This is a genomic window from Streptomyces sp. NPDC047515 (genome assembly GCF_040643055.1).
GTDB lineage: Bacteria > Actinomycetota > Actinomycetes > Streptomycetales > Streptomycetaceae > Streptomyces.
The window spans coordinates 21,949-43,606 of the sequence record NZ_JBEYTM010000046.1; the positions used below are offsets into that span (position 1 = coordinate 21,949).

15 protein-coding genes, 2 pseudogenes and 1 riboswitch are annotated in these 21,658 nt (G+C 70.3%); of the genes and pseudogenes, 14 read left to right on the forward strand and 3 right to left on the reverse strand.

Annotated elements, in window-relative coordinates; genetic code table 11:
* Positions 1–125: 125 nt before the first annotated feature.
* From ABZ826_RS29435 to ABZ826_RS29470, 8 genes are all read left to right on the forward strand, one after another.
* Complete coding sequence (locus tag ABZ826_RS29435; protein ID WP_361454768.1) at positions 126–3,068, forward strand: family 78 glycoside hydrolase catalytic domain; 2,943 nt, start codon at positions 126–128, stop codon at positions 3,066–3,068.
* On the forward strand, positions 3,065–4,372 hold the full coding sequence (locus ABZ826_RS29440) for an extracellular solute-binding protein (RefSeq protein WP_361454771.1): 1,308 nt from the start codon (positions 3,065–3,067) through the stop codon (positions 4,370–4,372). Before ABZ826_RS29435 ends, ABZ826_RS29440 begins: the two co-directional genes overlap by 4 nt.
* Positions 4,369–5,340 carry a sugar ABC transporter permease gene (locus ABZ826_RS29445; RefSeq protein ID WP_361454774.1) on the forward strand — a complete coding sequence of 324 codons (972 nt, stop codon included), beginning with the start codon at positions 4,369–4,371 and terminating at the stop codon, positions 5,338–5,340. Before ABZ826_RS29440 ends, ABZ826_RS29445 begins: the two co-directional genes overlap by 4 nt.
* A gap of 90 nt (positions 5,341–5,430) precedes the next feature.
* Positions 5,431–6,213, forward strand: coding sequence for a carbohydrate ABC transporter permease (locus ABZ826_RS29450; RefSeq protein WP_361454777.1), 783 nt, complete (start codon positions 5,431–5,433; stop codon positions 6,211–6,213).
* A 9-nt stretch (positions 6,214–6,222) separates the two neighbouring features.
* The gene (locus tag ABZ826_RS29455) at positions 6,223–10,323 is read left to right on the forward strand and encodes a hypothetical protein (protein WP_361454780.1); all 4,101 of its coding nucleotides are present in this window, start codon (positions 6,223–6,225) and stop codon (positions 10,321–10,323) included.
* Between the two features lie 288 nt (positions 10,324–10,611).
* Positions 10,612–11,214 (forward strand): hypothetical protein, encoded by a 603-nt coding sequence (locus ABZ826_RS29460; RefSeq protein WP_361454783.1) that lies wholly within the window; start codon positions 10,612–10,614, stop codon positions 11,212–11,214.
* 296 nt (positions 11,215–11,510) lie between these two features.
* The gene (locus tag ABZ826_RS29465; RefSeq protein ID WP_361454786.1) at positions 11,511–12,230 is read left to right on the forward strand and encodes a lysophospholipid acyltransferase family protein; all 720 of its coding nucleotides are present in this window, start codon (positions 11,511–11,513) and stop codon (positions 12,228–12,230) included.
* Positions 12,231–12,294: 64 nt separating this feature from the next.
* Positions 12,295–13,344, forward strand: coding sequence for an NAD-dependent epimerase/dehydratase family protein (locus ABZ826_RS29470; RefSeq protein ID WP_361454789.1), 1,050 nt, complete (start codon positions 12,295–12,297; stop codon positions 13,342–13,344).
* 75 nt (positions 13,345–13,419) lie between these two features.
* On the opposite strand, the gene ABZ826_RS29475 is transcribed toward ABZ826_RS29470, so the two are convergent.
* From ABZ826_RS29475 to ABZ826_RS29485, 3 genes and pseudogenes are all read right to left on the reverse strand, one after another.
* Positions 13,420–14,997, reverse strand: coding sequence for an alpha/beta hydrolase (locus tag ABZ826_RS29475; RefSeq protein WP_361454792.1), 1,578 nt, complete (start codon positions 14,995–14,997; stop codon positions 13,420–13,422).
* 158 nt (positions 14,998–15,155) lie between these two features.
* Positions 15,156–15,846 (reverse strand): annotated as a pseudogene (locus tag ABZ826_RS29480) (urease accessory protein UreD); the annotation flags it as partial.
* 414 nt (positions 15,847–16,260) lie between these two features.
* The gene (locus ABZ826_RS29485) at positions 16,261–16,545 is read right to left on the reverse strand and encodes a type II toxin-antitoxin system Phd/YefM family antitoxin (protein ID WP_361454795.1); all 285 of its coding nucleotides are present in this window, start codon (positions 16,543–16,545) and stop codon (positions 16,261–16,263) included.
* Between the two features lie 445 nt (positions 16,546–16,990).
* On the opposite strand from ABZ826_RS29485, the gene ABZ826_RS29490 reads away from it, so the two are divergent.
* From ABZ826_RS29490 to ABZ826_RS29515, 6 genes and pseudogenes are all read left to right on the forward strand, one after another.
* On the forward strand, positions 16,991–17,299 hold the full coding sequence (locus ABZ826_RS29490; RefSeq protein ID WP_361454859.1) for a transposase: 309 nt from the start codon (positions 16,991–16,993) through the stop codon (positions 17,297–17,299).
* Between the two features lie 59 nt (positions 17,300–17,358).
* A pseudogene (locus ABZ826_RS29495) lies at positions 17,359–17,565 on the forward strand (IS3 family transposase); the annotation flags it as partial.
* A gap of 154 nt (positions 17,566–17,719) precedes the next feature.
* Positions 17,720–19,117, forward strand: a complete 1,398-nt coding sequence (locus tag ABZ826_RS29500; protein ID WP_361454862.1) for an MFS transporter — start codon at positions 17,720–17,722, stop codon at positions 19,115–19,117.
* Positions 19,118–19,325: 208 nt separating this feature from the next.
* Complete coding sequence (locus ABZ826_RS29505) at positions 19,326–19,961, forward strand: ATP-dependent Clp protease proteolytic subunit (RefSeq protein WP_361454865.1); 636 nt, start codon at positions 19,326–19,328, stop codon at positions 19,959–19,961.
* Between the two features lie 7 nt (positions 19,962–19,968).
* Positions 19,969–20,277 (forward strand): hypothetical protein, encoded by a 309-nt coding sequence (locus ABZ826_RS29510; protein ID WP_361454798.1) that lies wholly within the window; start codon positions 19,969–19,971, stop codon positions 20,275–20,277.
* Between the two features lie 388 nt (positions 20,278–20,665).
* Positions 20,666–20,849, forward strand: a riboswitch (cyclic di-AMP (ydaO/yuaA leader).
* Between the two features lie 3 nt (positions 20,850–20,852).
* The gene (locus tag ABZ826_RS29515) at positions 20,853–21,326 is read left to right on the forward strand and encodes a C40 family peptidase (RefSeq protein ID WP_361454801.1); all 474 of its coding nucleotides are present in this window, start codon (positions 20,853–20,855) and stop codon (positions 21,324–21,326) included.
* Positions 21,327–21,658 lie beyond the last annotated feature (332 nt).

Below are 21,658 nucleotides of genomic sequence, written 5' to 3' on the forward strand. Positions count from 1 at the left end.
TGGGGATACATCGCCCCTTCCCCGAGGCGGCCGCCGGGAGATCGACAACACCCTTGACACCCCCCAAGGGGGCTCATAGTCTCCACGCCACAGAATTAACGTTAGATTTCACATGAGGAAAATCGGTGCGACGGAAGGACGTGCTCGTGTCCGGTTCCTCGGCAGCGGACGTGTCCGCCCCCGGCCCCGCCGGAGGCACGGCGGCCGGCACTCCCGAAGACCGGGCGCTGCGGCCGTTCGGCCTGCGGTGCGAGCACCGGACCACCCCGCTCGGGATCGACGAACCCGCGCCCCGGCTCTCCTGGCGGCTGGTCTCCGAGCAGCGCGGGGACGACCCCGTGGCCTATCGGGTCCGTGTCGCCGAACGCCCCGAGGACCTGGACGAGGGCGGTCGACTCCTCTGGGACACCGGACGGGTGACCGATCCCGGCGCGATCTGCGTCCAGTACGCCGGACCCGCGCTCAGGAGCCGCACGCGCTATCACTGGCGGGTCTCCGTCTGGCCGGGCGGAACCTGCGCACCCACCGAGGCGACGTCCTGGTTCGAGACGGCCTGCACCGACGCGGGGGCGTGGCGGGCGTCGTGGATCACTCACGACCCGCGTCCGATCGACGTCATGGACGCTCCTACCGAGGGCGAGTTCGCCCTCGACGACCACGGGCTCTCCCCGTGCCCCGTCCTGCGGCGCACCTTCACCGGCTCGCCGGGCACGCACGCCCGGCTCCATGTCGCTGCGCGCGGTCTGTACGAGGTCCGGCTCAAAGGGGTCCGGGTCGGTGACGCCGAACTCGCGCCCGGCTGGACCGACTACCGTCACCGCATCCAGTACCAGACGTATGACGTGGGCGAGTTGCTGCGTGAGGGGGAGAACGTTCTCGCCGCGACCCTCGCCGACGGCTGGTGGAGCGGATTCGTGGGCTTCGAACCGCGCCGGGCCGGGGCCCACTACGGCTCGTTCCCGCAGCTCCTGGCCGAGCTCCACCTCACCGGTCCGGACGGCCGCAGTACCGCGATCGTCACCGACGACAGCTGGCGCACCGCCACGGGAGTCGTCCGTCACGCGGATCTACTGATGGGCGAGTGCCATGACCTGCGGCGCGCGGCCGACGGCTGGGAGCGCCCCGGGTTCGACGACTCCGGCTGGTCCCCCGCCCTGGTCGCGGACACCGATCACCGGCTGCTCGTGGCGTCCGTGGACGAACCCGTGCGGGCGATGGCCGAGTTGCGCCCGTGCTCGGTCACCCGTACGTCACCGGACACCCATGTCATCGACTTCGGCCAGAACCTCGCCGGACGGGTGCGGCTACGGGTCGATGAACTCGCCGCCGGGGCCCGGGTGGTGATCCGGCACGCCGAGGTGCTGGACGCCTCGAACGGTCTGTACACGGCCAATCTGCGCACCGCCGCCGCAACGGATGTGCTCGTCGGGGACGGGCGCCGCGCCATCGTGTTCGAACCACGCTTCACGTATCACGGCTTCCGCTATGCCGAGATCAGTGGGGTTCCCGCGCTGACCGAGTCCGATGTCGTCGCCGTGGCACTGCACAGCGACACCCCGTGGGCCGGGGAGTTCGACTGCTCGGACGCCGAGCTCCGGCAACTCCACGACTGTGTGGCATGGGGGCAGCGCTCGAACTTCGTCAGTGTGCCCACGGACTGTCCGCAACGTGACGAGCGGCTCGGCTGGCTGGCCGACGCACAGGTGTTCCTGCCCACGGCCGCGCTCAACGCCGACGTCGCCGCGTTCTTCACGAAATGGCTGCGCGACGTCGATGACGCCCGCACGCCCGACGGCGGCTTCACCAATGTCGCCCCGTGCCTGGTGGGGGTCGCCGACGAAGGTGCGCCCGGCTGGGGCGACGCCGGTGTGATCATCCCGTGGCACCTCTACCGCACCTACGACGACCCGCGGTTCCTCGAACGGGCGCTGGCCGGAATGTGCGCCTGGGTCGATCTGATCCACCGCCACAACACGGATCTGGTCTGGCGCAGGCGGGTGGGTCCGCACTTCTCCGACTGGCTCGCCCCCGGCACCCCCACCCCACGCGACGTCGTCGCCACGGCCTACTTCGCGCACAGTGCCCGCCTCACGGCGCGGGCGGCCGATGTCCTGGGGCGCAATGAGGCCGGGGAGCGCTACCACCGGCTGGCCGACGACATCCGCCGCGCGTTCACCGAGCATTTCGTCACCGTCGACCAGGGCGCCGACGGACCTCCCGCCGTGCGTATCGCAGGAGACACCCAGACCGGCTATCTCGTCGCGCTGGGCTTCGAGTTGCTGCCCGCGTTGCTGGTCGGCCCCGCCGCGAGCCGGCTCGCCGAACTCGTCGAGTCGGCCGGGCCCGCCCTGCTGACCGGCTTTCTCGGGGTCGCGCTCGCCGCGCCCGTCCTCGACGCGCACGGCCGGGCCGATCTCGCCCATGCGCTCCTGCGCCGCGACGAAGTCCCGTCGTGGCGGTTCCCTCTGCGGCACGGCGCCACCACGATCTGGGAACGCTGGGACGGATGGACACCCGGGACGGGGTTCCGCGCTCCGTCGATGAACTCCTTCAACCACTACGCGCTCGGCTCCATCGGCGAATGGCTCTACCGCGGTGTCGCGGGCCTCGACCAGGTACCGGACTCCGTCGGATACCGCCATCTGCGGGTACGGCCCCGCCCCGGCTCCCTGCGACACGCGAGCGCCCGTCACACATCGGTCCGCGGCACCGTCGAGGTGGCCTGGGAGAGGAGCGGCAGCCGGCTCACCCTGCGTGTGCGGGTGCCGCCCGGCGCCGTCGCCGATGTGCACGTGCCGACCACGGACCCCCGCTCGGTCCACGAATCGGGAGCGGCCCCGAGCGCCGACGACCCCCACGTCACGTTGATCGCGACCCGCCCCGACCACGTTCTCTACCGCGTGTCCTCGGGCGTCTACCGCTTCACCGCGGCCTGTCCCCCGGCCGACGGCCCCGCCGGGACGCCGCACGCGGATGGACCTCGACCGTCGCCCACCCCGAGCCCACGTACATCAGGACCGGCGGCGAAACCATCGTTCGCCCGTTCGCACGAGGAGGACACACCATGACGACGGGTTCTCACAGCCAAGCGGGCCTGAGCACGGTCGGGCGCCGGGGATTCCTCCGGATCGGCGGCGGGGTCGCGGCACTCGCCGCCCTTCCCCCCGCTCTGACGGCCTGCTCCGATTCGAGCGGAGCCTCCGGCAAGTTGCGCATCGTCGGCGTCGCCGACCAGCAGAAGCCGATCGAGGAGCTCGTCGGGCTGTACCGCAAGTCCCGTCCCGACGACGGGTTCTCCACCTCCTTCGCACCCACGGACCAGGTACAGACGGTGGTGCGCACCCAGCTCGCCGGGGGCAACGCCCCCGATGTGCATGTGCTCTATCCGGGCAGCGGCAGTGCCATGTCCATGGTCAAGCTGGCCAAGGCCGGGCTCCTCGCCGACCTCAGCGACCAGTCGTGGACCAAGGAGGTCCCGGCGAACTTCCACCCGGCGTACCGGTACCAGGGCAAGACGTATCTGTATTCGGCGGGCAGCAGTGTCATCGGCGCCATCTACAACAAGAAGGCCTTCGCCAAGGCAGGGGTCCAGCCGCCCGGGACCTGGGGCGAACTCCTGGACGTCTGCGCCAGGTTGAAGGCCAAGGGCGTGATCCCGATCGCGCTCGGCACACAGACTCCCTGGGTCACCCAGCTGATCACCTACGCGCTGGTCCCCAACGCGGTCTACGCGAAGAACCCCGGGTTCGACGCCGAGATGGCCGCGGGAAAGGCGCATTTCCGCGGCTCCGGCTGGGCCGACGCGATGGGCAAGTACAAGGAATTGCAGCGCCGCGGCTTCTTCAACGACAACCCCAACGGGACGACGTACGAGCAGCAGACCTCCATGGTCGCGAGCGGCAAGGCGGCCATGGCCGTCCAGGTCTCCGCCGTGCTCGCCGGCTTCCGGCAGGCCGCCGGGACACCGGACGATCTCGGCATGTTCCCGTTCCCCGGTGGTGACGACGCGGCGCGTCTGTGGATCCCGGCCGGCATCGTCGTCGGCCTCGGTGTCTCCGCGCGGTCCAAGAAGGCGGCCGCGGCCAAGGCCTTCATCGAATTCCTGGGGAAGCAGAAGAACGTCGACCGCTGGGCTCAGTCCGTGGCCGCGATCCCGTTCAAGCGCGACGCGTCCACCAGGATCGACCCCGTCCTCGACGGCTTCCTGCCCGTCATCGACGACAATCGGGCCGTCCCGTTCATGGACCAGAGCTGGCCCAACGCCGAGGTGCAGCCGGCCCATTTCGCCGCCGTACAGAATCTGCTCGCGGGCAGGACGGATGTCGACGGCGCGCTGGGACAGATGGACGAGGCCTACGGGAAGAAGTCGTGACGAGGACCCCCGAGAGGTCTGCCCCCGGCACAGCCCACGGCACGGCCGGCAAGGCCGTCGGCCCGTCCGCCGGCCCCGTCCGCCGCGTCCGGCATCCCGATCACACCACTGCGCCATGGATCTTCGTGGTTCCGGCACTCGTCGTGTACGGCGTCGTCGTCCTGTACCCCAGCCTTGCCGGTGTGATGTACGCCTTCACCGACTGGTCCGGCATCGGCGGCTTCTCCTTCACCGGGCTGGACAACTTCCGCGCCCTGCTCGACGACAGCCGGGCCCTGGAGTCCGTCAGCAACACCCTGCTGCTCACCATCGCCGTGGTCATCGTCCAGAACGGCGTCGGCCTGTTGCTCGCGCTCGGCGTCCACACCAACATCAGGTCCCGCGCCCTGCTGCGGCTGATCTTCTTCGCACCCGCTGTCGTCAGCCCCGTCATGGTCGCGATCCTGTGGAAGTACGTCTACAACCCCGACAACGGGGCGGGTCTCAACGGCGTCCTCGGCGCGATCGGACTCGGCGGTCTGCGTCAGGACTGGCTCGGCGATCCCTCGCTCGCCCTGTGGTCCGTCGCGGCGATGGTCGTGTGGCAGTACGCCGGCTACTCGATGGTCGTCTTCCTCGCCGGCCTCCAGGGCGTCCCCGCCGAACTCCACGAGGCGGCGAGGATCGACGGCGCCGGTTCCTGGCAGCGCTTCCGCCATGTCACCTGGCCACTGCTGGCCCCGGCCCTGACGATCAACCTCATGCTGTCGACCATCGGCGGTCTCAAGCTCTTCGACCAGGTCTACGCCGCCACCAACGGCGGTCCCGGCACCTCCAGCGAGACGCTGTCGACCGTGCTGTACAAGGAAGCGTTCGTGTACGGGAAGTTCGGCTACAGCACCGCCGTCGCCCTCGTCCTCGCGCTGTTCGTCGCCGCGGTCTCCCTGGTCCAGCTCCATCATCTGCGCGCGAGGGAGGTCACCGCGTGAGCGCCGCACCGCCCCGAGGACCCGTGGGACGGAAAGCCGAGCGCGGGGGGGCGCCGACCGCGCTACGGGCGATATGCCCTCGAACTGGTCATGATCGCGGTCGCCGTGGCGTTCCTGTTCCCGGTGTACGCCCTGATCACCCTGGCGATGAAGGACCCCCGGCAGATCTCGGACTCCCCCCTCTCGCTCCCCTCCCCACCCACTTTCGCCAACTTCGGTCATGCCTGGTCCTCCGCGTCCCTGGGGCCCGCCCTGCTCAACAGCACGATCATCACCGTCGCGAGTCTGCTGCTCCTCGTCGTGCTGGGTTCCACGGGGGCCTACTGCCTCGCGCGCCGCGCCCGCGACGTCGGCTACGGGGTGTACATCCTCTTCCTGCTGGGCATCGTGCTGCCCTTCCAGCTCGGCATGATCCCGCTCTACCAACTCGTCGACGACCTGGGCTGGCTGGGCACGTACCAGGGCATGGTGTTCTTCTACACGGGCATCCAACTGCCCTTCACCGTCTTCCTCTACACCGGATTCATCCGGGCCCTGCCGCAGGACTACGCCCAGGCCGCGCTCATCGACGGCTGCAACCACCGGCAGGCGTTCACCCGGATCGTCTTTCCCCTGCTGCGCCCGATCACCGGCACCGTGATCATCCTGAACGCCGTATTCGTCTGGAACGACTTCTTCACCCCGCTGCTCTACCTGGGCGGCTCCGACAAGGAGACCGTGCCCGTCGGTGTGTTCGCGTTCGTCGGTCAGTACGTCTCCGACTACGGACTCGTCTTCGCCGGACTGGTGCTGGCGGCGCTGCCGATCCTGGTGGTGTTCGCACTTCTCCAGCGATATGTGATCAAGGGCTTCGCGGGCGGTCTCAAGGGCTGAGGACATCTCATGACACACCCGGCGCACCCGGCACTCCCCCCGAGCATCGCGGCGATCCTCGCGCAACCTCCGCGTGCCTTCTCACCCACCGCCATCTGGTGGTGGAGCGGGGAACGGCTCGACCGCACACGGCTGCGGGCCCAGCTGGAACGGTTCGCGGAGGGCGGTGTGCACAACCTCGTGCTCCTCAATCTGGCGCCGTCGGGCCCCCTGTTCGGCTCCGACGCCGACGACCCGCCTTTCATGTCCGACGCGTGGTGGGATCTGCTCGACGGCGTGTGCGACGACGCCGGCGAACTCGGCGTCAGCCTGTGGTTCTACGATCAGCTCGGCTTCTCCGGCGCCGACCTCCAGGCGCGTCTGGTCGACGAAGAGCCCGCCCACGCGGGCCGTCGGCTCGTCCGGTTGTGTGCCGTCGTCGACTCCGGGGCAATGCGGGCCGGAGAGCTGCGGTGCCCCCCGGGCGGACGCCCGCTGGCGGGCCGCGCCGAACCGGTCGACGCCGCCGGCCGGACCGTCGGCCCGGCGGTCCCGGTCGCGGTGGACGACGGGGTGGTACGGGCGCCGAGCGCCGGGCGCTGGCGCCTGACGTTTCATCATCATGTGCCGGTCGGCTTCGACTACCTCGGCACCCGGGCGTGTGCGGCGCTGCTGGACCGGGTGCACGGGGAGTTCGAGCGCCGTCTGGGAGACCGGCTCGGTACCGTCGTCGTCGGCTCGTTCCAGGACGAGCTGCCGTCCCTGCCCACCTGGTCCCCCGGCTTCACCGATGCCTTTCTGCGTCTGCGCGGTTACGACATCACCGCACGGCTCGACGCCCTGTACGACGACAGCACGGATCCGGACGCCCACCGGATCCGGCGCGACTACCAGATGACCCGTGCGGAACTGGCCGAGGAGGCGTTCTTCCAGCCGCTGGCAGCCTGGCACGACCGGCACGGCCTGCTCATCGGCTGCGACCAGCAGGACCCGGCCCGTGCCGGACACCCCGTCGCCGGCGTGGAGTTGTACGCCGACTACGCCCGCACCCACCGCTGGTTCTCGGCCCCCGGCTCCGACCATCACGGGGACGCCCGCATCCACTCCTCGCTCGCCCATCTCCACGGCCGCCCCCGCACCTGGATCGAGGCGTTCCACTCCACCGGCTGGGGCGGCACGCTGGAGGAGACGTTCGACTGGCTGCTGCCGTGGCTGCGCGCCGGAGCGACCCTCTACAACCCGCATGCCGTCTACTACACGACCAAGGGCGGCTGGTGGGAGTGGGCACCGCCCGCGACCGACTGGCGTCAGCCGTACTGGCGCCACCATCGTGTCTTCGCCGATGCCGTGACCCGGCTGTGCGCGATCCTGAGCCTCGGCCGTCATCTGTGCGACACCGCGATCCTGCTGCCGACGACCACGGCCCAGGCCGGTACCGCGCCGGACGGAATCACCGACGCGGCGAGGCACGCCCAGTCGACGTATCTCGAACTCGTGGGCGACATGGCCTGGTTCTGCTCCCGTCCGGGCCTCATGGACCGAATCGGCCTCGACGCCGACGTCATCGACGACGCGTCCCTGGCACGCGCCCGGGTCTCGACATGTGACGGCGACGTGCGGCTGAGGGTCGCGGACGAGGCGTACACCACGGTCGTGCTGCCCGCGTGCACGGTCCTGGAACAGGAGACGGACCGGCGACTCGTCGAATTCGTCCACGCCGGTGGGAGGCTGATCGCGGTCGGCGCCCTCCCGGAGCTCGTCGTCGGCCCCGGACCGGTCACGGTGCCGACCGAGCTGCGCGCGTGCTTCGCGGACGGCAGGGCCCTCTTCGTCGCCGGGACGGACGATCCGGCGGGTTCGCCGGCCGCCGCGCTCACGGGTCCGCACCCGGTGGTCCGGGCCCCGGTGCCCGCACTCGCGCGTCGTGTGGAGGGCGCCACGGTGGTGTTCCTGACCGCGGGATCCCCGCGTGCCACCCGGGCGGCCGTCGCGGCGCCCGACGAGCGCGGCGCCGCACTGGGCTGGCTGGACGCCCGGTACGACTTCGACCCCGACCGTTACGCGCGCCGCGCACGGGTGCGGGTGCGGGTGCGGGTGCCGGGCGCGGTGGGCCCTGCCCTCCTGGTCGACCCCTTCGGCGGCGCTCCCCGGACGTTGCCGGTGCATCCCGTCGACGACGACGCCGGGTACGCCGAGGTCGACGTGCCCTTCGACCGGGGGCCGGCGGCGTTGCTGGTGCTTCCGGACCGCACTGGGGAGGCGGCCCCGCCCGAGGTACCCGGGACGCCCGGTGTCGCAGCGGCCGTCACCACCATCGAGATCCCTTTGGAAGCGGACTGGGACATGACACTCGTCCCGACCCTCGACAACACCTGGGGCGACTTCGCCCGACCCGCCACCGGTGCGCCCGACGGCCCGGCCGTCGCCGAGTGCCGGACCTTCCGGCACCGCGTGGAAGCGGCCGGGGAGGACGGCGTGCGGGACGGCTGGGCCATGCCCGACCGAGCCGATGAACAGGCCAGGGACACGGTTTACGCGACCTTCGGCCCGCACGCGCTGCTGCTCCGCGACGGCCCCGGACCCGACGGTTCGTCGCCGCTCGCATGGTCCGACACCCTGGGAGTGCGCAAGGATCCCGTCCACCGTGCCGTTCTGGGGCCCAAGGGGCACGTGCCGGAGGAGTTCGCACACATCGGCCCCACGGCCGCCGGACGAATGGCGCTGCTGTGCACGGAGTTGTTCCTCGACGAGGACTTCGACGGACATCTCGCGGTCGGTGCCGCAGCGGCGAAGCGGGCCCGGATCGACGGTGCGCGCGTAGCCCTGGACGACGGGGGCCACCTCGCGATGGGCCCGCTGCGGGTGGATTCGGGCCGCCACCGGCTCGAACTGGAACTGACACCCGATCAAGGCTGTGATCTGCGGGCGCATGTGGCGCTCGTGCGCGATCCGGGGCGCTACCGGCGACCGGAGTGGATTCATGCCGCCGCGGCGATGGGCACGACACTGCGTCTGACGGCCCTCCCCGTCCGGGCCGTCGTCCAGGTCGCCGCGCGAGTGCCCTGCGTACTGCGCGTCAACGGACATGTCGTGGGCAGACAGGGCGGGTTCGATCCGTACGTCGAACACGCGGTGCCCCGCGTGCGACGGCATGACGTGGCGGCGGCCCTGCGCATCGGTGACAACGACATCACGGTCGATCCGTCGGGCGGCGGCGACCGCGCGGTCCTGGTGGACGCGGCCTTCGACGACGGGAACGGCGACCGGGTCGCGACCCTGCACAGCGACGCCGGATGGTGGACCCAGAGCGAGCGGGGGCGTGTACCGGTCGCGGTGCGTCGCGAGCCGGTGGGTGACCCGGCCGCCCTGTATCTGCGTCGCCGCCCTCATCCGCTGCCGGGCGCCGCGTGGCTGGACCCGGACGCGGACGACGGCACGGTGGTGCCGGTCCGGTTCGCCGTACCGGGGCACCGGGAAGCGGTGGAGTGGCTGTGGTGGGAACTGCCGCCCGGAGCCACCGGGCTGACGGTCCGCGTGTACGGCGAGGCGACGGTCTTCGTGGACGGCTCCGCGTGCGACGCCGCCGTCACCGCCCCCGACGCCCGGGGCGTGCGGACCATCAGGGCCTGCCTCTCGGCCGGTGCCTCATCCGGCCCTCGAACCGCGGCCCTGCGCGTCCGGACACTTCCCGGTCGCGAGTCAGGCGCCGCCCTGGCCGGTCCGGTGCGTTGCGAGGTCGGCCCGGGGAGGATTCGCCTCGGCGACTGGGAGACGCGCGGCCTGGCCGAGTACAGCGGCGGCGTGCGGTACCGCCGATCGGTGAACGTGCCCCCCGGGGCCGCGGAGGGGCCCGTCTCGCTGGATCTCGGTCGGGTCCGGGGGACGGCGGAGGTGCAGGTCGGTGACGCGGAGGCCGGGGTGCGGGTGTGTTCCCCGTACGTCTTCGATCTGACAGGTCTGGTCGGGCCCGGGGCCAACACCCTCGACATCACCGTGTTCGGGACGCTGGCACCCCACCTGGACGCGGTGAGCCCGACCCACTTCGTCTTCCCGGGGCAGCGTGTCAGCGGATTGCTGGGTCCCGTCCGGCTGCGGACCGGTGATCGCGAGGAGGGCGAGGCGCGGGTGTGACACCGTCGTGGCCGCCCATGCCCACCGTGTCCGCTGCTGTCATGCTGGAGGTGCCTTCCCAGCCGGAGGCGGCACCGGCCGGGTGGGGCAGACAGGACATCGAGGGGGCTTCTGACCAAGCTCCTATCAGGTCGTTTTCCACCTGGCCGGAGCCATGGGAACGGGCCCTGGCAGCCGGACGGTACACCTCGAAGACAGCCCAGCAGGGCCTCAGTCAGTGGCAGTGCCACGATCACCAAAACCCGCGTACGAGTATCAATGTCAGTGGCGGTCGCTACGGTCGTGGCCATGGAACGGAAATCTGCCCAGCGCTTCGATCCTCTGCCCGGACGGATCGCCCATGTCGGCGGTATCGAGTCGCTCGTACTCGATGGGCATCGCTACTACTTCGGCTTCGATTACAGCAGCGACATCGTCCTGTCACCGCTGATCGACGACCCGGAGGCGATGGCGGCCTTCGCAAGCGAACACATGCGACAGACCACCGGCACGCATGACATGGACCACTGGGCGAGTCTCGTCGCCGCGGCAACCGGGAGCTCCGACCTGGCGGGGGTCGCGGAGTGCGAATTCACCACCGAGGGCCTGCGCGGTGCCCTGCCGGCCCCTGAGAGTCACCTGCTCTACCTCTTGGGCGCGGCCACCGACTGGGACGACTGGTTCGAGGAGTCACCAGAGGCGGAACGAGCATGCGAGCGACTGGGTTTGGATGAAGAGGACTCGGAGTTCATCGACCAGTGCCTGCGGGCGGTCCAGGAGCACGGGCCTCGGGCCCGGCCCGACGAGTGGACGGTGGCCCGCTTTCACCTCGGCGCCGCGGTGCGGCATCTGCCAGGCAACTGGAAAGTCTTGTTCGCTCCCGTGGCGGAGGGCATCGCGAACCACGGGTGAGCCGCCTCTTCGGAGCACGCACCGCGATCCGGCACGGATCTGACCACATGTTCCGACCCGGCGTTCTCAGTGCGGGAGAGGTGCCCGAGCCGCCGCTCTGCGGTCCGTGGCCCTCACCGGGACACGGCGCTTGCGTTCGTCCTGTTCAGCGGCACGGCGTTCCGTCATGATGAAGCGTCAGCAGCCAGTCCGGTCCCCGTCCCTGAGGGCTGTCCCGTAGAACCGCGCAGAAGCCGCCGCTCGCCGAGGAAGCCGGACCCGGCTTGATCCGAACGAGAGGCCCCAGGAGCCGTCCCGTGTTCTATTACGTGCTCAAATACGTCATCATCGGGCCGCTGCTACGGCTGTTCTTCCGGCCCAGGGTCGAGGGCCTGGAACACATCCCGGAGCACGGCGCGGCCATCGTGGCCGGTAACCATCTGTCGTTCTCCGACCATTTCCTGATGCCCGCGATCCTGAAACGGCGCATCACGTTTCTCGCCAAGGCCGAGTACTTCACCGGGCCGGGAGTGCAGGGACGGCTGACCGCCGCCTTCTTCCGCAGCATCGGGCAGATTCCGGTGGACCGGTCCGGCAAGGACGCGGGGAAGGCTGCGATCCGTGAAGGGCTCGGGGTGCTGGACCGGGGCGAGTTGCTGGGGATCTATCCGGAGGGAACCCGCTCGCACGACGGACGGCTCTACAAGGGCAAGGTCGGTGTGGCCGTGATGGCGATCACGGCGCAGGTGCCGGTGGTGCCCTGCGCGATGGTCGGTACGTTCGAGATCCAGCCGCCGGGACAGATCGTCCCGCGTATCAGACGGGTCACCATCCGCTTCGGCGAACCGTTGGACTTCTCGCGTTACGCCGGTCTGGAGAACCAGAAGGCGGCGATCCGAGCCGTCACCGACGAGATCATGTACGCGATCCTCGGCCTCTCCGGACAGGAGTACGTCGACGAGTACGCGGCCAAGGTGAAGGCCGCACAGAGCGAGCAGGACACGAAGCCGAAGAAGTTCCCGAAGCCGCGACGCTGACGGCGAATCCGCGCTGGGTGAACTCCGCTGGTCCGGGTTCCGGCCGCGTCCTAGCGTGCTCCTCATGAGCAAGGGACATGCATGGGTTCTGGGAGCGACGGGACAGATCGGGCGGGCCGCCGTGCAGGCGCTCGTCGAGGACGGCTGGGAGGTGACGGCCGCTTCGCGGGGCGGCGGGCGGGACGCCCGGTGGGACGGCGTGGTGCGCGCGACGGGTCTCGACCGGGACGAGGACGGGGCGCTCGCGGCGGCACTGGGCGAGGGCTGCGACGTACTGGTCGACATGGTGGCCTACGGCGAGGGCCACGCCCGTCAGCTGACCGGTCTCGCGGACCGGATCGGTTCGGCGGTGGTCATCTCCAGCGGTGCGGTGTACGAGGACGATCAAGGCCGCGGCTTCGACACCCAGAGCGAACCCGACGGTGCTCCGCGGTACCCCGTGCCGATCCCGGAGACCCAACGCACCGTGGCGGCCGGCGACACCACGTACGGGACCCGGAAGATACAGCTGGAGCGGGACCTGCTGGCGGCCGGCGACGCGCTGCCGGTGACCCTGTTGCAGGCCGGCGCGATTCACGGGGTGCGCTGCCGGTCGCCGCGCGAGCTGTACTTCGTGAAGCGGCTGCTGGACGGCCGCGAGCGGCGAGTGCTCTCGTACGGCGGGACGTCCCGCTTCCACCCGGTCCATGTCTCCAATCTGGCCGAACTGATCCGGCTCGCCGCCGACCGGCCCGGTTCGCGGGTGCTCAACGCCGGGGACCCGCAGGCACCGACGGTCATGGAGATCGCCCAGGCCGTGGACGCGGTGTTCGGCCGGAGGACCGAGACCGTGCTGATGGCGGGCGCGCCCGGCGAGGACGGCGTCGGCTCCACGCCGTGGAGCGCTGCCCATCCCATCGTGTACGACATGACGGCCGCGGAGCAGGAGCTCGGGTACCGGCCGGTGACGGGCTATGCACAGTCGCTTCCGGCGACGGTCGAGTGGATCTCCGCACAGCTGGAAGGAAGGGACTGGACGGACGCCTATCCCGTCATGCTGCGGGCGTACGGGGAGAAGCTCTTCGACTACGCGGCGGAGGACGCCTGGCTGGAGACGTACGACCGGAAGGCATGAGACGGAGCCCGTACACGGGCACGGACGGCCGGAGGTCCGAGACCACCGGCCGCCCGTGCCCTTCGGCTGTGACCGTTACGGCTTCGGTGTGGCGTGCGGGGCGCACGTCACGTCGCTGCGGTCGGTGCTGCCCGTGAGCAGGTAGGTGTCCACCCGCTCGTTGATGCAGGGGTTGACCAGACCGGTGACGCCGTGCGAACCGGCGTCCCGCTCCGTGATGAGGCGCGAGCCCTTGAAGCGCTTGTGCAGTTCGACGGCGCCTTCGTACGGGGTGGCGGCGTCACGCGTGGACTGCACGATCAGCACCGGCGGCAGGCCCTTGCCGGTCTTCACGTTCAGCGGGGTCTGCTGCTTCGCCGACCAGGTCGCACAGGGCAGGTTCATCCAGGCGTTGGCCCAGGTCATGAACGGGTAGTCCTTGTGCAGCCGACTGTTGTCGTGGTCCCACTTCTGCCAGCTGGTGGGCCACTTGGCGTCCGTGCAGTCGACCGCCGTGTACACGGCGTTGCCGTTCTCCGAGGAGATGTTCCCGGCGGTGTCGGACATGTCCGGGCCCGCCGCGTCGACCAGAGCCTGGGTGTCGCCGCCCAGGTAGTCGCTCCAGATCCGGGCGACGGGCGCCCAGGAGGAGTCGTAGTACGGCGCGCTCTGGAAGAAGCCGATGAGCTCGGCGGGGCCGACGACGCCGCCGATCGGGTTCTTCTTCGCGGCGGCGCGCAGCTCCAGCCACGCCTGCTCGACCTTCGCGGGGGTGTTGCCGATGTGGAAGACGGAGTCGTTCTTGGCGACCCATGCCTTCCAGTCGTCCCAGCGTCCCTGGAAGGCGATGTCCTGGTTCAGGTTGGCCTGGTACCAGATGTTGTCCTTGGCCGGGTTCACGACACTGTCGACCACCATGCGGCGGACGTGGGTCGGGAAGAGCGTGCCGTAGACCGCGCCCAGGTAGGTGCCGTAGGAGACGCCCAGGTAGTTGAGCTTCTCCTCACCGAGAGCGGCGCGGATGACATCCAGGTCGCGGGCGGTGTTCGGCGTGGTCATGTGCGGCAGCATGTCGCCGCTGCGCTGGGCGCAGCCGTCCGCGTATTCGGCGGCGAGCTTGCGCTGGGCGCGCTTGTCGGCCTCGGAGTCGGGTACGGGGTCGGCCTTGGGGGCCTTGACGAACTCCTGGGGATCGACGCAGGAGATCGGCGCGGAGTGGCCGACGCCGCGAGGGTCGAAGCCGACGAAGTCGTACGCCTTCGCCGTGTTCACCCAGAGCGGGTTCTTGTTGGTGATCCGGGTGGGGAACCGCATCCCCGAACCGCCGGGGCCGCCCGGGTTGTAGAGCAGGGCGCCCTGTCGCTCGCCCTTCGTGCCGGTGCTGACGTGCCGGTCGACGGCGAGCTTGATCTGCTTGCCGTCGGGCCTGGCGTAGTCGAGCGGCACGGTCACCCAGCCGCACTGGATCGGCTTGGCCAGGGCCCAGTCGGCCGGACAGTCCTTCCAGTCGATGCCGGACCTGGCGGCCCGTGCCGCGGCGATCTCTGCGCCACGCGCCTCGGAACCGTGGTGATGACGGCCTTCGGCCGTGGCCGCCGGTGCGGTCACCGCGCCCGCTATGAGCGTGCCCGCGATCAGAGCGCCGGCCGAGCCGAGCACTGCTGTGCGTCTCAAGTGGAACCTCCCCCACATCTGAAGCGCCGCCGGTGGCGGCGCGTTTCATTACGTGACCTCCCGCGGATCCTGTCGTCTGTGAGGTTCCTGAGAACAGGCCGTACGCACACTTCTTTACCGAATCGATAACCGGACATCCGTGTCCCGCTGAGCGGTGTTCACCCCGTTGGGGTGCCGAGTACGTCGTTCATCGCGCTGTCCAGGGTGCCGCGCAGCAGGCGGGCGTCGGGAGCGAGGGCACCAGTACGGCCGGTCCGGCGAGCGGGGTGAGGACGGCGGTCGGTCCCAGCAGGCACGCTTCGGGGCATTTGTCGTTGAACGACGGGTCGACGAGGAGGAGTTGGCCTTCAGCACGACGGCCGCCCAGGACGGCCGGACCGTCCCGGTCACCGGGCGCGCCCGGACCGTACGCCGTCTGCTGGTCGATCAGCGGACGGCCGCCGCGGTACACGGTGAGACGGCTGGTGAGGGTGCCGCCGCTCTCGCCGTGGCGGCCGAGGATCTGCTCGTCGCGCAGCACCAACCGTGCGGCGGGGGCGAGTTCGACCCGTGTGGTCATGCGCAGCACGCCGCCGTGTGCCGAGACGAGCCGCTCCGGCAGCCGGTGGGGAGCCGACCCCACTCCCCCACGCTCAACTCGATGTCGCAGGTGGCGGGTTCGGTGGCCTTGCCCGGCCCCGGCAGCGCGAGGGTCGGCGCCGAGTCGACGGTGAGCCGAGCGTCTTCCGCCACCGGAGCCTCGATGGCGAGCCGGTCACCGACGAGCGGCGCGCTCAGGGCACCGACGACGGTGACCCGGGCGCAGGGACCGTGCGGGGCCCTGGTCCGGCGCAGGGCGGGCGGTCCGGACCCCGCAACTCGTTCCCCGACCCCGGGCCTCCGTCGTCACCGACGAGCGCCATCCGCGCGAAGAACCCCCGCGCGACCGCGACGTCGTCGGCACCCCATGGTCGCCGGCACGACCGCCCGCAAGGCCCCTTGCCGCGGTGGGCCTCGACCACCCCGTCCTGACCCCTCGCACGGCGCCGTCGACTTCGTCTCCGCAGGAAGCCAAGTGGTGGCGCTTGGCTACGTCCGGCCGCCCTTTTGGGCGGCGGCGCGGGCATCGCATGTCTGCCCTGGCCTTGTGGGCGGTGCTTGGACCGTCCACGGTGCTCAACGGAGGCCGACGGCGGGCCGGCCCCCGTTCAAGTACGCCGTGTGCCCCTGCCGTGTCCGACGAAGGCTCACGGCGTCTCCCCGTCACGGACCGTCAGTCGGCGCTCAGCGGCCCGGCTCGTGAGGCCCCCGGTGCTCCGCCGCGATACCGAAGCGCCGCCGTTCGCCGGGAGCGGACACCGAGGAGCCGACCGAGGAGACGGAGCTGATCACCTGCTCCTCTGCGGCCGCCTCATCATTTTCCAGCCGCTCCAGGTCAGCGGCCGAGACGAGCGCCACGAGCGGCTTGCCGTGCCGCGTCACGACCACTCGCTCACCGCCGTAGACGACGCGGTTGATCAGTTCGGCGAGCTCAGCTCGGGCTTGCGTCACCGGAATCTCGTAGGCCATGCTCCTAGCCTATGTAATGTCCACCTGGTCCGCCGTGGTCCGTGGCGACAGCGACTATCCAGGTCAGAGGCTCTCGCGTGCTCCCGCGCGCTCTCGTTCGTGAGAGATGTGTGAGACGAGGTGAGACGAAGAGTTTTCTGGTCGCCCTGAATCCTGGCGGGTCTCAGCGGGGATCGACGCCTCACATGACGCGATCGGGCTGGTGCAGCCAGACGTCCTGGCCGTGAGGTCTCCCGGCCGGCCCGAAGCGTCGGCGGGCGGCTCACCGAGACCGACATACCGCGCGCACAGCCTCGGTCTGGTCCCACAAGCAGCGCGGCCCGCGCCCGCGGCCGTCGCCGCGTGTGCGACATCCCGCGAGTTCCCCGAACGGGGCCCTCACCCCTGATCTTGGACACTCGAGATAGTGGATCTTGAGGATCTGAGAGATGGACGTGTCGTGGCCATGAAGCACTACTCCGCCGAGTTCAAGGCGGATGCGGTCGCGTTGTACGAGTCGCGGCCGGAAGCGACGATCAAGCAAGTTGCCGCGGACCTGGGGATCAACGCGAAGACGCTGCGGAACTGGATCCGGGCGGCAGGCTCCGGCCGCCCGCGGGGCCGGAGTTCGACCGCCCCGTCTTCAGCCCCGGTAGTGCCGTCGGCGCTGGAAGCCGAGGCCGCCGCCCTGCGACGGGAAAACGCCGAGCTGAAGAAGGAACGCGAGATCCTGCGCAAGGCGGCCCGCTATTTCGCGGCGGAGACGGGCTGGTGAACCGCTGCCAGTTCGTTGAGGACCACCAGCGCCGATACGGCGTGAAGCGGTTGTGCCGTGTGCTGGGCCTGGCCCGGTCGACCTTCTACTACTGGCGCCGGACGGCGTCGCTGCGGGCAGCCCGGCAGGGGGCCGACGCACGGCTTCCCGCCCTGATACGCACCGTCCACCGAGCCTCGGACGGCACCTACGGCGTCCCAAGGATCACCGCCGAGCTTCGCGACGGGGGTGAGGTGGTGAACCACAAACGCGTCGCCCGGGTCATGAAGGCCATCGGCCCGGCCGGGCTCCGCCTGCTCCGCCGGCACCGCACCACCGTCCCCGACCTCGCCGCCGCGAAGGTCCCGGACCTGATCGGCCGCGACTTCACCGCCACCGAGGTCAACACCAAGTACGTCGGCGACATCACCATATCTGCCGCTGAGCGGCGGGACGTTCCGCTACCTGGCGACCGTGATCGACCTCGCCTCGCGACGCCTGGCGGGGTGGGCGATTGCCGACCACATGCGGGCCGACCTCGTCATCGACGCCCTGCATGCGTCCGAACGGACCCGCGGCAATCTGACCGGCGCCATTTTCCACAGCGATCACGGGGCCCAGTACTGCAGCCGGGCTTTCGCCGACGCCTGCCGCGAAGCCGGCGTCACCCAGTCCATGAGCGCGGTCGGCTCCAGCGCGGACAACGCACTCGCCGAGTCATTCAACGCGACCTGCAAACGGGAGACCCTCCAAGGCCGCCAGGCCTGGGACACCGAGCGCGAGGCCCACCTGGACCTCTTCCGCCGGCTGCACCGCTGCAACACCGTCCGACGGTTCGTCCTCGCCTCGCTGGCATGTGGCCTGGCACCCTCGCTGCCCGTTCTGGTCGCCGCCCTGGCCGTCTTCGCGGCCGGGCACGTCACCGTCGCCCTCGGTTCGAACTTCACCGTGCTGCTGGCCGCACGGATCCTCACCGCGATCGCCACCGGGGCGTTCTGGGCGGTGGCCAACGTGGCCGCGACCCGCGCCGCCGGGCCGGCCGCGAGTGCCCGCGCCCTTGGACTGGTCGGCGCCGGAGCGATGCTCGCCAACGTCGTCGGTGTGCCCATCGGCGCGTTCGCCGGGCAGTTCATGGGCTGGCGCGGCCCGTTCTGGGCCCTGGCCGGCCTGGCCGCGGCAGCCATCGTTCTCATCGCCCGCACGGTCCCGCACGAGGGCCCGGTCCAGCAGACGGTGTCGATCCACTCCGAAGTGACCGCGCTGCGTTCGGGCCGCCTGCGGCTGGTCCTGGCTGCCTGCGCCACCACCACCGGCGGCGTGCTGGCCGCGTACTCCTACATCGCACCGCTGCTGACCGGCCGCTCCGGCATCGCCCCGGGGCTGGTGCCGCTGGTCCTCGTCGGCTTCGGCGTCGGCGCCCCGGCCGGTTCGCTGGTCGGCGGCCGCCTGGGCGACCGCCGCCCGCACACCGTGACGATCGTGGCCGCCGCGGGAGCGACCCTCCTGCTGCTGGCGATCTGCCTGCTGGCCGGGTACGCCGTGGCCACCATCGTGCTGGTCACCCTGCTCGGATTCTTCGGTCTCGGCGCCAATCCGGTGCTGATGTCGCTGGCCGTCCGCTACGCACGTCAGGCCCCCGTACTGGCCTCCGCGCTGACCGTCTCGGCATTCAACCTCGGAACCGCCATCGGCTCCTGGATCGCGGGCCTCGCCCTCGGCTCCAGGTTGGGGTCCACCGGCCCCGTCGTGGTCGGCACCGTGATTGCCGCACTCACCCTGATCCCCACCGTGGCGCTGGCCGCCCGACATGCGGTCGCCGCCCCCCTCGAACAGGCTTGAAGCCGGACACGCTGACAGATTGTGAGATACCCGCCCTCGGCGAACAGTTGAAACAGCCTCTGGCCTGGGACTTTTAGTGGATCACCGGATGTGCTCCGCATCATAAGCTTCTGTACGTCCTGTACATTTCTTACAGAAGCTCGCGCAGGCCCGCCCGGAGCCGGACAGGCGGACTGCGTACAGACCCGGAGGAGAGGCATCGCTCATGCTGTTCCGTCCCAGCGCCCACTACGTCCTGCCCGAGTTCACCGAGCGCACGACCAGCGGAACCCGCACCTTCGACCCGTACTCCAAGCTGCTCGCCGAGCGGATCGTGTTCCTGGGCACCCCGGTCGACGACACCGCGGCCAGCGACCTGATCGCCCAGTTCATGTATCTGGAACATGACGCTCCGGACCGACCCGTCTCCCTCTACATCAACTCCCCCGGGGGCTCGTTCGGAGCCATGTCCGCGATCTACGACACGATGGAGTACCTCACCTGCGACGTGGAGACCTTCTGCCTCGGCCAGGCCGGTTCCTGCGCCTCGGTTCTGCTCGCCGCGGGCGCTCCCGGCCGGCGGCACGCATTGCCGGGAGCCCGGGTCGTCGTACAGCAGCCCGCACTCGGCGAGCCGGTGCAGGGCCGGCCTTCTGACCTGGAGATCGAGGCCCGGGAGCTGGAACGGGTTCGCGAGATGCTCATCACACTGCTGGCCCGCCATACCGGCCGCAGCGCCGACCAGATCGCCACCGACATCGAGCGCGACCTCATTCTCGACGCGCCGGGCGCCAAGGCGTACGGCCTGGTGGACCACCTCACTGAGAACCGGAAGTCATCGCTCCCCCCGCACGGCCCGAGGTGAACGCCCGGTGCAGCCGCCACACTTGCCGCAACTGCCCGCACTGACCCGCGCCGAAGGGGAGTTCATCGACCGCTACCTCGAAGTCCTCGACCAACTGGGCCGGATCAACCCCGCCCGCGGCAGCGACACCTACGGCGCGCTGCGCGCCGCGCAGGCGCTGGCGTCCCGGGCGATCGAGCTGCGAGACGCCCTCGCATTGATGCATGAACGCGGGGAGGCGCAGATCCACGCGGAAACCCTGGCGCGGGCCCTGCGCGTACTGGACGGGGAGCGGCGGGCCGGACGCGTCACCGCACCCCCTGCTCCGCCGAGTTGATCAACCTCCCCCGTCACCGCCGTCGGCGCGGTCCGGTCAACTCCCCCAGCCTCGCCCGCGGCCGGGATTCGGCCAACTCCCGTACACGACACGCCCGGTGGGCGCCTCGAAATTCCTCGCTCGTTCGGCGTAGGAAGTCCCCCTCGTGAGGGATATCTCAACTTGCGTTTTTCTGATGACCAGTGACCGGAATTAGTGATTCCACCGCTGGTACGGGACCGGTCCCGATGAGTGGCCCCGCCTCCGGATTCATCACCTCCACCCGAACGGGTCAGTCGTGAGGAGCCTCACAAATCGCTGTTTCCCCTCGGAAATCCGGCAGTCGGTGAGTCAAGATCCCTGGGACGACAAGCCCCCGCCACCACGACGGGGCGGTCCGGGCGGACGCCGAGTCCTGCCGCCGTCCGGATGTCTGGTCGACAGAAGTGGATCGGCAGGAGTGGAGGACCCGAGCACAACGGGTCGACCGGATCATCGGTCGACCCTCGGGGTGAAGCCGCCGCGCGCGGCCGGGCAACTTCGCCAGCCCGAACCCGACAGGTCATCCTTCACAGGCGGCTGACGAAGGGTTGCGCATGACTGCGCAGGTTCATGTCCCGTCTCTGCTCGTCCGGGCCGGTACTGCCTCGGTTCTGACTCTGGCCGCCGTCGGCGGCACCATGCTCGCCCCGGGCGCCACGCCGCAGGCCCAGGCGGCGACTCCCTCGATGAAGGCGCTGAACATCGCCGCGTCGAAGAAGGGGTCGCCGTACCGGTGGGGGGCCACCGGCCCCAAGCTCTTCGACTGTTCGGGGCTGACGGTCTATTCGTTCAAGAAGGCGGGCAAGAAGCTGCCCCGCACCGCCCAGCAGCAGTACAACAAGACCCGCCATGTCTCGGCCTCGCGCAGGAAACGCGGCGACCTGGTCTTCTTCCATTACGGTCGCAGCGTCTACCACGTGGGGATCTACGCCGGCCACGGCAAGATCTGGCACTCGCCGAGGACCGGCGCGGTGGTCCGGCTGGAGAAGATCTGGACGAAGAGCGTCTACTACGGGCGGGTCGGCTGATTCCCGTCCGACGGATCACGGCCGCCCTCCGGCCGTGATCCGTCGGAGATACACCGTCCCGTGCCGCTGATCGACTCGTCATCGGTGCCGTGGGGGCCGGTCTCCTGCTCCGGCGCGCTGCGCCTTCCGTCACGGCCGCCCTGATGTGGCTCCGGTGGACCGGACGCCGCTGGGCGTACGACGGCCGGCGCCCGTTCCGTTCCGGCGCACGAACTCGGGTGGTGTGCCGGAATGAGCGAACGAATGCCGTCTCGGCGACGCTCCGGACATGGTTGCGCGACGAGATCGGACCCGCTGCGCCGGCCGGGCGACCGCGAGCACCGAGGCGTGCA